The organism is Streptomyces boetiae, from assembly GCF_031845405.1.
Lineage (GTDB): Bacteria > Actinomycetota > Actinomycetes > Streptomycetales > Streptomycetaceae > Streptomyces > Streptomyces boetiae.
In genome coordinates, this window is the sequence record NZ_JAVREN010000010.1 from 121718 (window position 1) to 134194 (window position 12477).

Here is a 12477-nt window from a genome sequence, read left to right on the forward strand (position 1 = left end):
GCGGGGGGTCAACTTCCGTCTGCCTCGGCCGGCTCCGTTCGGCGGGCGGCGGCGCGGTGCAGGAGGAGCTGGAGCAGGAGGGGGTGGCTGAAGCAGCGGCCGGTCTGGTGCGGGCCGCGCACCCACCACCGGTCCTCATCCGACTTGCGGCCCAGCACGTCCGGCAGCACCAGCTCCTCGTGCGCCGTGCCCAGGTGCCGGACACCGTCGGGCCACTGCGTCACAGCGGCAGGCAACGGCGCTTCCGGCGCGCGGAGTTGCGGGTTCCGCGGGGCCGATGGCGTGCGGGGAAGGAGGAACCACCAGGCGCCGGGCGTTCCCATCACCCAGCCCAGCCACGGGGCGTGCTCGATCCCGCGAACAGCCCGCAGGCCCGCGCGCGGTGTTGCGCCGACGGCTTCGAAGCCGCGCAGGAGCTGGCGCAGCGGGGCGGCATCCCCACGGCACGGGGGTATCGCCGGGCCGGGATCAACGAGCGGAGGACGTTCCTGAAGAAGAAGCATGACCATTCCGGGGTGAGAGGCGAAAATAGGCCGAGGCGCGGGCGGTTCAGCCGGTTGCGCGCAGCGGCAGGTGCTGCCAGCCGCGCAGTACCTGGTGGACCCGCCTCAAGGGCGGCTCGGCGCCCGGCCGCAAGGCGCCGCAGCGGCGGGCCAGCGCGCGAAGGAGCACGGTGACCTGCGTCGTGGCCAGGTCGTCCACCGGCGGGCAGGGGTGGAGCGCGAAGCTGGGCAGGTGCGCCAGCGGCAGGAGGGACGCGAGCGGGGCGGGCGGGGTGTGGCGGGCAGGCCGGAACCGGCCCGGCTCGCTGACGTGTTTCGGGTCGCGGCCGGCGGCGCCGTGCAGGAGCACGACCTGGGCGTCGCCCGGGACGCTCACCCCCTTCACGGTGAGCGCAGCAGCAAGACGGCGGGCCGTCCACTGCACCGGCGGCTCCAGCCGTGCTGTCTCCGCCACCACCTGGGTCACCAGGAGCCGGCCGCGCGGCGTTCCCGCGGCGCGGTGCAACTCCGCCCACAGCCGCGGCCGGAGGGAGAGCAGGTGCAGGGCGGAGGAGAGAAGGCTGAACGCGACGGCCATCCCCGTCAGCGCCCAGACCACGGTCAGTTCGACGGCCGCCTCGAAGCGGACCTCACCGCGGCCGGCCGCGGCGTGGACGGCCGCCAACCAGGAACCCGCACGCACCGCGCCCCGGCCCGGGACGCGGGTCAGGCACTCCGTCAGCTCCCCCGCCGCCGCGCCGGCCGCCCGCGTCCGCGCGGTACCGAGCGGGCCGAGGAGATCAAGACAGCGCACGGCCAGGTCCGCCAGCCGCACACCCTCGCCCGCCGGCAAGCCCAGCACGTGCACCGTCACCGCCGAGACGAACCGCCGGGCTAACTCCACGCCGTCCACCTCGCGTTCGCCGCCACCCGCCAGCACCTGGCCGACAACCGCGTCGGCGTAGGCGGCGACAGCCTCCCGCAGCACGCGGGTCTCCCGCGCGGGCTGGGCGTGGGCGAGCACCGCCTGCACCGTCTCCCGCTGGGGGCCGCCCGCCGCCAGCGCCGGAGCCAGCAGCGCGTCACCGGCCGGGTTGAGCGCCGCGCCCTCGCCCGGGACGAACGCCCGGGGCCTGCCCAGGGCGGCGCGCACCGCGTCCTGCCCCAGCAGCAGCCATGTCGCCGAGCCTGCGAGCGGCAGCGCCGGCCCCGCCTCCCGCAGCCTGGCGTAAAGGGGGTACGGGTCGGCCAGCGCGTCCTCGGCGAACAGATCGCCCAGCGCAAAAGCGGTCGACGAGCGGGGAGTCCGGTCGGCGGTGCGGAAGGAGGTCATCGCACGAAGGTCCTGGTGGTCGGCATGAGGAAAGGGGATCGGCGCGAGCGGGGGGGAACGCCCTCCGGCGGCCTGTTGGGTGGTCAGGAGGCGGGCGTTCCCAGCCGGGCGAGGCAGGCCGGAGTATCCCCGGCGGGGAGGCCGGGAGTGAACTGCCGGGCCCGCAGAAAGAGGCGCCGGGCTTCCTCGGCCCGGCCGAGGTGCTGCGCGAGGGCCGCGGCCCGCAGCAGGCAGCGGCCCTGCCAGTCGGGGCAGCGCAGGCGGGCGAACTCCTCGCCGGCCTGCCGCAGGAGCTGCAGGCCGGCCATGGGTGCGGCGGAGTGGGCGGTGGCTTCGCCGAGCACCGCCAGCGCGCGGGCGGCGCCGAATGAGTCACCGTGCGCGAGCAGGACTTCGCGGGCCTCCTGAAGCCACCGGCCCGCCTGAACGGCCTGCTCCTCGGCCGGCTCGCCGCCCGGGCCGAGGACGGCCAGGGCCAGCTCGATGCGGGTGAGCGCCGCGCCGCGCTCATCCCCTAGGCCCAGCCGCAACTCCAGTGCCTCATTCAGCACTTCACGGGCCTCCCCGGTCTCACCGCGTTCGCCGTGAATACGGCCCAGGTCGTGCAGGGCCTGGGCCCGCGCGGCGCGGGCACCGTGCCGTCCGGCCAGCCCCGCTGTCGCGGACAGCGCGGCGAGCGCGGCATCCCCGCCGCCCAGGCCGTGCAGGCCGACGGCCAGGGCCTGGTGCGCGGCCAGCTCCGCCGCGGCGTCACCAAGGCGGCGAGCCGCGTCCAGCGCCATCCGCTGGCAGGAGGTCATCGCGGCCCACGGGGCGAACAGCCGCCACCCCGGCCACAGGCCCGCGGCCAGCCGCACCACCAGCGCGTCCAGGCCCGCCGCCGCGCCGGCGTGCACGGCGTGCACGGCGCCCACCAGCGTTTCCCAGCGCGGCGCCAGCCACTCCACTTCGCCCGCGGGGTCCCCGCCCAGGCGCTCCAAGCCGGCGCCGACGCCTTCGAGGTAGCGGCGCACGGCTCCCGAGCGGGTCCCCTCACCGTCGACCGCCCGCGACACCTCGCCCGCGTGCCGGTGGACGCTCTCGCCCACGGTGAACAGATCCTCCCCCACGGCGTCGACCAGGCCGCGATCGTGCAAGAGGTCGAGGTAACCCCCGGCGAGCTCGGCGTCCGCCCCGGTGACGGCCGAGATGAGGCCCGCGTCGAGAACTCCTCGCGGCAGGTCGCCCAGCCTCCGGTAGCAGGCGGCGGCCCCGGCATCCTGCTGCGCGAGGGCTCGGTAGGCGACATCCAGCGCCAGCCGCATCGTCTCCCGCGGCGGCACCGCCACCCGCTCCTCCCCCACGTCGCTGGTTCCGCAGGGGGGAAGGAGTTCACCGGCCAGGTCACTCGCGGACCACTGCGGCCGGCCCTCCAGCACGCCCGCCACCAGCCCGGCCACCAGGGGCAGGCCACGGCACGCCACCGCCAAAGCAGCCAGACCCGCGGTACTCCCCGGGGCCAGCGCCCGGCGCAACCAGTCCGCCACCGCCCGGTCCGTCAACCAGCCCAGCCGATAGACCTCCGCGTCCTCCGCCAGCTCCGGCAGCACCCGGCGGCTGGTGACCACCGTCAGGCAGCCCGCACCCGGCAGCAACGCGCGCACCTCCCCGCCGCGCTGCGCGGCGTCGATGAACACCGCCAGCCCCCGGCCCGCGGTTATCGCCCGCCACCGCGCCATCCGCTCCGAAAGGGCATCCGGAACCGACCCGCCCAGCTCCCGCAGCCACCTCCCCAGCACATCCCCCACACCCGAGCGCCGGGACAGGTCCGCGAACAGCACCCCGCCCGGCAACTCACCTTCCGCCGCCAGCCCCCTCAGCCACTCGGTGACCAGCGCCGTCTTCCCCACACCTGCCGGCCCGCACACCGCCACCAGCGCCCCCACGCCAGCCCTTCCCCCACGACCGCGCACTTCCTCCAGCCCCGCCAGATCCGCCTCCCGGCCCACCAGCAACGGCCCGAAGCCCAAACGCCGCCCCGACGCGGAACCGCCCCAGCCCGAAGCCGAGTGCACCCCGGCCTCTCCCATGGCCCCCAACCCGAAAGCCCCCCGCCCCGCCGGACAGAAAGCCGAGCCCGAGGTCGCTCCGTCAGCATTACCCGTCATCGTGATCACTCGTTCAAAGAAGAGGTTCGAAAAGGACACCGCCCCGGCGCCGAACAGACTCCGGTGGGGCCGGCAGGCGGTCCCGCCTTCGCCCGAGCCGGTCACGACGCCCCGCTCTCGGCCGCCCTGACGACGCACCAGGTGCGCGGCCCGTCCGTTCCCCACTCCTCGGACAGCTCCTCGACGATGGCCATCCCTCGGCCGGATTCCGCCTCCGGGCCTGCGTGCTCTACTCGCGCCAGTCCGGGGCTTCCGTCGTCCACGGCCAGCCACAGCAGGTCCTCGCCGAAGGAGATCGAGACCCTGATCTCTTCCGCCGCGGCGTGCTGAACAGCGTTGGTGACCAACTCGCTGATGAGCAGCAGAGCTGTACCCAGCAGGGCTTCCAGACCCCATTCCCTGAGCGCGGTGCCGCCGATGTGGCGCATCTGAGGAACGCACCGGGGGGCGGACGGGCACGTCACGATGAGGCTGAGCGGACGCGCCCCGGGATGCGGCAAGAGCCGCATCCCGGGACGGATCTGAGTTGGGACCATCGTCATCTCACTGTCTGGCTCGATGGGGGACGGGCCGGGTAGCTAGCCCGATACGCACGGTGGTGCCGGGAGGGGTCCACGACAGCACGCCGACGGCGAGGGTGTCTTTGGGACGGGCTTGGGACGATGTCGCGCGGCTCTTTGCCCGAGGGGTTACGGCAGGCCACAGTGGTCAGCCAGCGGGAACGCATAGAGTCGGACCGAAGCGGAAGGAAGGGGTCCGGCGTGGCTCAACAACCTCGGGGAGTACCACCGTTGCTCCGTCACCCCCTCACTCACGCACGCGCGGTGTTCGGCTGGAGCTTGGAGAACACGGCCGTCCGCATTGCTCAGGCAGGGCGGGAGATTGGGCTGAACCTGTCCGCCGACGGCGTTCAGAAGGTGTGGCGCTGGGAAAACCGGGGGGTACGACCGGACGGGGCGAACCAACGCGCGCTGGCGCGCGCCATGGGGGTGCCCGAGGAGCGGGTGCGGCTACTGCACTGGCCCCAGTGGCTGCCCGGTGCCGAGACGGCCCGGGTTGCGTTCCCTTGGTCCACTCAAGGGGCCCTGGAGGCCCTTGAAGCGCTCATGGAGGATGCGTTGATCGACCGCCGAGGGTTCATGACGGTGAGCGGAGTAGCAGTAACGGCAGCCGCTTCCGGCTGGGCCTGCGCCGAGCCCGACCGGCTGACCGCCTCCGCCCACGGCGGCCGTCTCGACGAGGAGACCGTCGCCTGGGTCGAGGACCGCATTCCCGCCCTGCGCAAGCTGGATGATCGCCTCAGCGGCGACAGCGTCCTGCGCCTGGCCCTGGCTGACTTGCACATGGTGACCGAGCTGATCAGCCACTCCTCCTACTCGGCTGCCCTCGGTCAACGCCTGCTGCGAACGGCTGCTGAACTCGCCTACCTCGCCGGATGGGTTGCCTTCGACTCCGGCCTGCACTCCGCCGCCCAGCGGCACTACCTCACCGCGCTGCATGCCGCGCACGCCGCCGACGACCGGCCACTGGGCGCCAACGTCCTGGCCGGCATGGCCTTCCAGGCCGCCCTCGCCGGCGCCCCCGTCGAAGCCGTCAGCCTCGCCGATACTGCCGAGGAACACTCCGGCGACACGAGCCCCCGGGTGCGGGCCTTCCTCGCCAGCCGCCAGGCCCGCGCTCATGCTGTCGCCGGCGACGAACGTGCCTGCGCCCGGGCGTTGAACCGAGCCGAACAACTCCTCGACACCGCTGACACCGCCGCGTGGCAGGACCCGGCGTGGGTGTACTACTTCGACTCAGCCGAACTCGCCGCCCAGGCAGGGGCGTGCTTCGTCGACCTGGGCCAGCCGGAGCAGGCCGAACCCGTACTGATGCGCGCCCTGGCCGACCAGGCCCCCTCCTACGTCCGGGACCGCACCATTTACACCATCCGCCTGGCCCGCGCCCGCCTCCAGGCCGGGCACCTCGACCACGCATGCGATCTGGCCGCCCAGGCCGCCGAGCTGGCCCACAGCGCCCGTTCCAACCGCGGGAGCCAGGAAGTCTCTGCCCTCCGCACCTCCCTGCAACCGTTCAGCTCCAGCCCCGCCGTCACCGCGCTCGACGAGAGGATCGCCGCCCTGGCGGCCTGACCCATGCCCCAGACACGCATCGCCGTGGTGACCGGCGCCAACCGCGGCCTGGGCGCGGAGATCGCCCGCCAGCTCATCGCCCGCGGCCTCCACGTCCTGGCCGCAGCCCGCAACCCGGGCGGCGCCCAGCGAGTGAACGATGTCCTCGGGGCCGGAGCCGAACCGCTCCAACTCGACGTCACCTCACCCGCCAGCGTGACGGCCGCCGTCGAGCATGCCGTCGGACGGCACGGCCGACTCGATGTCCTGGTGAACAACGCCGGTGTCACCGACGGCGCGGGCCGTGCCAGCGAACTCCCCATGGACACTCTGACCGCCACCCTGGAAGTCAACCTCCTCGGTGCCTGGCGCCTGGCCAACGCGGTGATTCCCCATATGAGGAGCGTCGGTTACGGGCGCATCGTCAACGTCTCCAGCAACCTCGGCTCCCTCAGCCTGATGACCAGCAGCAGCGAACCCGCGTACCGCGTCTCCAAAGCCGCGCTCAACGCGATGACACGCGTCCTGGCTGCAGACCTCACCGGCACCGGCATCCTCGTCAACGCGGCATCCCCCGGCTGGGTAAGAACCGACATGGGCGGCCCCGGGGCGCCCCGCACTCCCGAACAAGGCGCCGACACCCCTGTCTGGCTCGCCACCCTCCCTGACGACGCCACCACCACCGGCGGTCTCTTCTACGACCGGCAGCCCCTGCCCTGGTAAGACCCGCGGCCCGACGCAACTCGGCAACGGCTGCATCCCCGCTATCCAGGGAGGAGGCGGCGCGCACTAGGCGATCGAAACTCTCCAGCCGGGCCGAGATTCTCGGCCGAGCGGATAGACGTCTCGCGTGTAGGACGAGATGCGCACACGGACCCCGTGGGCGGCGGTGGCGTCGTTCTAGGGGGCTGATTCTGCTCCGCTGACGTGGAGGAGGAGGGCGGAGTGGTCGGTGAGGCCGAGTTGGCGCGGCTGGTGGAGGTAGTGGCAGGCGAGGAGTTGTGTGCGGTGGGGGGTGGTGAGGAAGGCGTGGTCAAAGCGGTAGCCGTTGCCGCTGCGGCCGTGCCAGGAGTGCTCGGTGGTGTCGGGGTGGAGGTGGCGGAAGGCGTCGGTGAGGCCGGCAGTGGTGAAGGAGCGGTAGAAGTCGTATTCCCAGGGGCCGAAGACGCTGTAGTGGGGGGTGTGGCCGGGTTCGAGGACGTTGAGGTCGCCGGCGGCGATGAGCGGACCGTCGCTGCGGGCGGCCAGGGCGGGCAGGGCGGCGGTGACGGCCTGCTGGAAGGCGCGCTTGTTCTCGTTGCGGCGGTCTTTGGGGCCGCGGGAGGGGACGTACAGGCCGAGCAGGGTGAAGGGGGTGTCGCCGATGCGGACGGTGGCGCAGGGGGCGCGGTGGGGCAGGACGGTGATGCCGCTGGGGAGGGGTTCCAGTTCGGCGGAGCGGGAGGCGAGCACGGTGCGGTAGTCGCGGTCGGCGGGCTGGGGGGCGAGGACGGAGGCGTACCCGTGGTCGCCCAGGGCGGTGATGAGGGCGTCTGCGCCGGGGCTGGTGCCCACTTCGGTGAGGATCAGCAGGTCGGCCATCTCCTGGCCGGCGAGCCAGGCTGCTTGCCGGCGGGCTCGCTCGGGGGCGGCGTGCTGGACGTTGAAGACCATCAGCCGCGCGGTGGTGGTGGAGGGGGTGTACCGGGGTGGTTCGGGGGTGAGGAGGGAGAGCTGGCCGGCGGTCATCGGTGGGGGGGTTCTTTCTCGTCGAGGAAGACCTCGCCGGTGGCGTCGAGGCGCTGCTGGAGGCGCAGGGCGGTGGTGCGCAGGAAGGCGAGGTCTTCCGGGGTGAGCGGGGTGCCGGTGGCAGTCAGGTTCTGGGTGACCTGCTCGGGGGTGGTGAACCCGACGAGGACGGCTGCGTTGTCGGTGTGGTGGAGACAGTACTGGAGTGCGGCGCGGGCCAGGTCGCCGGTGGAGGGGCCGAATCGGTCCCGTAGGGGTGCCAGGCCGTCGTGGATGGTGGCCAGCGTCTGGGGGGTGAACCAGCGTTTGCGCAGGCGGTGGTCTCCGGGCGTGAAGGCCGGGGGGTTGCCGGGGGTGTATTTGCCGGTGAGCAGGCCCTGGGCGAGGGGTTTGTTGATCAGGACGGAGGCGTTGTGCTGGGCGGCGAAGGCGAAGATGTCCTGCTGGCCGGGGGGTGGGGGCGGGGTGAGGGCGTTGTGGCGTACGGCGAGGTAGTCCGGCCGTACCTTTCCGAAGAGGTGGCGGAAGCGGGTGTGTTTGTCTCCGCGCTGTCCGGCGGGCACTCTCAGGCGTTCGGTGGCGAAGCGGTGCGGGCCGCGCATGCCGACGGCGCGGATGAGTCCTTCGCGCTGGAAGGCGCGCATCTGCTCGATCGCGCCGTCGAGGTAGCGGTCGTCGGGGCCGAAGTTGGCGTTGTGCAGGAAGTAGATGTCCAGGTGGTCGGTGTTCAGGTTCTCCAGCGTGGTGGCGAGCTGGCGGCGCATGTGGGAGGGAAGGTAGGGGTGGGCGGCGGTGCCGGCGAAGTAGCCGACCTTGGAGGACAGCACGAGGCTGTCGCGGGGCACGGCGGCCACCAGGCGGCCGAGGAGGCGTTCGGAGTGGCCGTGGCCGTATACGTCGGCGGTGTCGAAGAGGTTGGCGCCGAGGCGGTAGGCGGTCTCCAGGCCGCGCAGGGAAGCGGCGTCATCGGCTGTTGACCAGCCCATGGGCAGGCCGAGATTCGTGTCGGGGCCGCCGATGGCCCAGCAGCCGACGCCGATGGGGTGCACGGACAGGCCGCCGGTCAGGGTGCGGTGCGGCAGCGTGCCGGTGGGGATGCCACTCACACACTTCCTCCTTTTCTTCTCTTTTCCTGTCAGAGACTCCGCGAGGGTGGGGCGGGTGAGGCTAGGGTCGTGCGGCGTGACGAACCCACACCTCACTACGGATCTGGATCTGGACGCGATCACGGCGACGGGCTGGGCCGGTCGCGGCGACTTCACCGCTGCCGAGTTCGAGCGGGCGGAGCGCTTCTACGCTGCTATGCGTGTCCATGACGAGCGGCTCGCCCGTGTCCGCGCCGACGCCTCCTCGCTGATCGAGGGGTGGACCGGGCACCGGCCGCGCGATGTCGGATCTTTCGGCACCGGGCTGAACCTGGAGACCTCGGACCTGGATCTGGGCATCGGCTACCCGGTGGCGGAGCGGGAGGTCCTGCTGAAGGCCCTTGAGGGGCACGCCCGGTTCCTCGGCGAGCGCGCGACCCGGTTTTCCACCACGCGCCTGGTGTTCTCCTTCCGTGTGGAGGGTGTGGAGGTCGATCTGAGCGCGCTGACGGTGGAGGACTTCGTGGTGGCCGGCCGGATGCTCGACCAGATCGCGGCGTCCATGACGTTCGAGGAGCGGGTCTGCCATACCTGGGTCAAGCATCTGCTGAGGATCTCCGGGCGGCTGGAGGAGTACGCGGCGTGGAAGCTGGTGACCTACCGCCGGTTCTGCCCGGAGTTCAACTGGGTTCCCATCCCGGAGAAGACCGGGACCTGATCGCCCGCGCGGCGGCCCGCCGCCCCCGCGGGGGTGGCGGGCCGCCGCAGGCCGGGCCGGTTCAGGTGCCACAGGGGTCCGCCGCATTGATCAGCCGCCACCCGGTGGCGGTCTCCCACCGTCGGTGCTCGCGCCGCAGTGTCCGGGCGTGCTCCGCCCCCAGGACACCGGCGACCTGCGGCAGGGCGGCGGCCATGCGCTCACGCAGCCGGTCGATCTGCGTCTCCAGCACGGCGCGGACCCGCTGCGACAGCGCCTCCTCCCCGCCCACCCGCCCGGCGGCGGCCGGGTGTGCGTCGATCGCGGTGATCATCTGGCCGAGGACGCTGAAAGACGCGTCCTTCATCACCACCCGCGTCTGGCGCACCGCCCGCCGAGGGGGGCCGTCCAGGACCTTCTCCAGCGACTTGAGCGTGTAGTCCAGCGCGAAGTTCCGGTCCACCCAGCGCTGGGCCCAGTCGCTGGCCACGCCGATGCGCCAGTCCGCGTAGGTGGCGTCCACCCGGCCCATCGACGGGCGCTGCGCACCGGCGAGCCCGGCCTGCTGCACGGTGCGGGTGTAGGCGGCGCCGGTCAGGCACTCCATCGACACCAGCATGTAGGAGATGCCGGTGTGCAGCGCCCGCCCGGTGGCGTGCTCGGCGACGAACGCTTCATCCCGCACGCCGCGCACGATCTCCTGTGCCGGCATCCGCGGCTGCGGGTGCAGCAGCAGGTCCGTCCGTCCCTGGAAGGCGTAGCTGGCCTTGAGTTCCTCCAGCGTCATGAGGGGGTCGAAGGTGATGTAGGTGAAGCGGGTGGGCACGCCCAGGGCGGAGAGGGTGCGGATGGCCAGGGCGTTCTGCTCGCCGGTGGTCTCCTTGTTGAAGCGCCGGAGAATGGAGTCCACGCCGGATTCGACCCCGAACAGCATCCGCCGCAGCCCCCGGCCGACCAGTTCCCGCCACATGACGGCCCGCTCCGCGTGCCACGCCTCGTCCCGGGCGGGATCGACCACCTGGTCCATCCGGCAGGACGACTCCCACGCGAACCCGGCCCCGTGCACGAGCCGGGCAACCTCCAGGGCCCGTTCGGCCGCGCCGGGGCCGCGGCCGATGAATTCCTCGTCCACCAGGTACAGCGTGCGTGCGACGCCGGGGTAGCGGTCGAAGATCCGGCGTAACTCCGCCAGGAGCCAGGGCAGTCCCTCCGGCTCGGCGCCGGACCAGAGGCCCTTGTGGCCGCGTGGGCAGAAGGAACAGAAGTTGGTGCACCCGCGGCTGGTCTCCAGCTGGGCCACGCCGTGATACTCGAAGGTGGCCGGCAGCAGGTCCAGCTCGGGCAGGATGTCGCCCGCCGCGTCCCGGGAGGCCGGTTTGGCCGTGCGGCGCCGGCCGATCGCCAGCCCGCCGCCCCGGGCGGCCCCGTTGTAGCCCAGGCCGGGGACCTGGTCACGGCCCAGATCGCCGTGCCAGTGCGCCAACAGCGCCTCCATCGTGGCCTCGCCCGCGGCACGGGCCACGAGCAGCCGCGGGTAGCGTTCCAGCAGCAGGCCCTCGGTCCGCGCCGTCAGCGACCCGCCGGCCACGACCATCGGCGGGTCCGGCAACGCGAACGCCGCGTCCAGCAGGCTGGTGAGCAGGTCGTGCTGGCCGAAGGTCGCCGACACCCCCAGGATGTCGGGCCGGTCCGCGGCCACCCGCCTGATCAAGTCCTCCAGCGTCACACCCAGCTGCATATCGGCCAGCTCCACCGAGCCCCTCAGCGTGGAGCGGGCGGCTCGGGCCACGTCGCTGATCCCCAAGGGAAACCGGGGCAGCGGGAAGTACTCGGGGTGATACAGCGCGGCCAGCAGCACCCGGGGACGGCTGAGCCGGTCCGCGGCGAACGCATCCAGCGAGGCGAGCGACAGCCAGCCCTCCGGCGCGTCCAGCCGCAGATGCCCCTTTAGCCACCCGGGCCAGCGCCGGGTTGCGTGCGGCCGACCCGAGAGGTCCGCCGCCGCCCAACGGCTGTCGCGGCGTTCGAGAAGCATCAGTCGCCGTTCCAGCGTGCCGCGTACGAGCACCCGCCCGGGAGCGCGTTCGGCCACGGCGGCGCCTAATTCGTCAGGGAGCGCCGACAGTTCGCTCCAGGCGGGCGCGAGTGCGGCCCGGTCGAGTCCGTGGGCCCCGGCGAGGCGAAGAGCTTCCAGCGCGCGGGCACCTGTGGAGTCGGGCATGAGCATGAGAGAGACCTTCTTCCGTGGATCCGCGCTGGTCCAGGGCTGCGCGGAGGGAAAGGGGGATGCTGACGAAGCCAGAGGTGGCTTCCTTCGCGGGACTTCCGGCGTGCGTGAGCGATCCACCGCGGCCCGGGCCTACGGGCCGGGGCGCCGAGGGCGGCTACGCCGCGCGCTGTCCGGCGGCGGGCGGTGGCGCGAGGGCCGCGGCCTGCACCAGCCAGCCAGCCGTTCCGGCCAGCTTCCGCAGGCCAGCCGCTCCCCGAGCAAGGGCGGTGTCCCCGAGCAGGGCCTGGGCCCCGGCGAGCACCCGCTCGGCCTCCTCGCGGGCCGGTCCGGCCGACTGCACCGCGGCGTACCGCCGGGCCGCCGGCAGCACATCGGCGATGTGCCCGAGCAGGCGGACCCTCAGTACGTCGACCACCGGCCCCTCCAGCTCCTGACCGGCCAGCTCCAGGCCCAGCTTCACATCCGCGTCCCGCTCGGCCGCGACGCGGTCGACCGCTCTGGCCGCCGGCGCCAGGACCCGGATCTCCTCGGGGAACGACATCGCCACCACTCCTCCGCCCACCACCATCTCCAGCCACGCTGCGTCACTCAGCTTCAGCAAGCAGTGAACCGCCCGGGCCGTGCGGGCGGTACGGTGTGCGGGCAGCGCAGCGGTATATCCGGT

At 72.9% G+C, this 12477-nt stretch carries 11 protein-coding genes; 3 read left to right on the forward strand and 8 right to left on the reverse strand.

From position 1 onward, the window contains the following. Nucleotides 1-8: 8 nt before the first annotated feature. The 4 genes from RM780_RS09960 to RM780_RS09975 form a co-directional block, all read right to left on the reverse strand. Nucleotides 9-224, reverse strand: a complete 216-nt coding sequence (locus RM780_RS09960) for a hypothetical protein (protein ID WP_311630230.1) — start codon at nt 222-224, stop codon at nt 9-11. 325 nt (nt 225-549) lie between these two features. After that, nucleotides 550-1815, reverse strand: coding sequence for a cytochrome P450 (locus RM780_RS09965; RefSeq protein WP_311630231.1), 1266 nt, complete (start codon nt 1813-1815; stop codon nt 550-552). Nucleotides 1816-1898: 83 nt separating this feature from the next. Then, the gene (locus RM780_RS09970) at nt 1899-3740 is read right to left on the reverse strand and encodes a hypothetical protein (RefSeq protein WP_311630232.1); all 1842 of its coding nucleotides are present in this window, start codon (nt 3738-3740) and stop codon (nt 1899-1901) included. A gap of 323 nt (nt 3741-4063) precedes the next feature. Next, nucleotides 4064-4504, reverse strand: a complete 441-nt coding sequence (locus RM780_RS09975) for an ATP-binding protein (protein ID WP_311630233.1) — start codon at nt 4502-4504, stop codon at nt 4064-4066. 564 nt (nt 4505-5068) lie between these two features. Here RM780_RS09975 and RM780_RS09980 point away from each other — a divergent pair. Together RM780_RS09980 and RM780_RS09985 are read left to right on the forward strand one after the other, a co-directional pair. Next, the gene (locus RM780_RS09980; RefSeq protein WP_311630234.1) at nt 5069-6094 is read left to right on the forward strand and encodes a tetratricopeptide repeat protein; all 1026 of its coding nucleotides are present in this window, start codon (nt 5069-5071) and stop codon (nt 6092-6094) included. Between the two features lie 3 nt (nt 6095-6097). Beyond that, on the forward strand, nt 6098-6796 hold the full coding sequence (locus tag RM780_RS09985) for an SDR family oxidoreductase (RefSeq protein ID WP_311630235.1): 699 nt from the start codon (nt 6098-6100) through the stop codon (nt 6794-6796). Nucleotides 6797-6973: 177 nt separating this feature from the next. On the opposite strand, the gene RM780_RS09990 is transcribed toward RM780_RS09985, so the two are convergent. After that, a complete protein-coding gene (locus RM780_RS09990; RefSeq protein WP_311630236.1) occupies nt 6974-7801 on the reverse strand; it encodes an endonuclease/exonuclease/phosphatase family protein in 828 nt (275 codons plus the stop codon). After that, nucleotides 7798-8907, reverse strand: coding sequence for an aldo/keto reductase (locus RM780_RS09995; protein WP_311630237.1), 1110 nt, complete (start codon nt 8905-8907; stop codon nt 7798-7800). Before RM780_RS09995 ends, RM780_RS09990 begins: the two co-directional genes overlap by 4 nt. A 76-nt stretch (nt 8908-8983) precedes the next feature. Here RM780_RS09995 and RM780_RS10000 point away from each other — a divergent pair, with 76 nt between their 5' ends. Then, the gene (locus tag RM780_RS10000; protein ID WP_311630238.1) at nt 8984-9604 is read left to right on the forward strand and encodes a nucleotidyltransferase family protein; all 621 of its coding nucleotides are present in this window, start codon (nt 8984-8986) and stop codon (nt 9602-9604) included. A gap of 61 nt (nt 9605-9665) precedes the next feature. On the opposite strand, the gene RM780_RS10005 is transcribed toward RM780_RS10000, so the two are convergent. Continuing rightward, complete coding sequence (locus tag RM780_RS10005) at nt 9666-11804, reverse strand: B12-binding domain-containing radical SAM protein (RefSeq protein ID WP_311630239.1); 2139 nt, start codon at nt 11802-11804, stop codon at nt 9666-9668. 163 nt (nt 11805-11967) lie between these two features. Continuing rightward, complete coding sequence (locus tag RM780_RS10010) at nt 11968-12414, reverse strand: hypothetical protein (protein ID WP_311630240.1); 447 nt, start codon at nt 12412-12414, stop codon at nt 11968-11970. Nucleotides 12415-12477 lie beyond the last annotated feature (63 nt).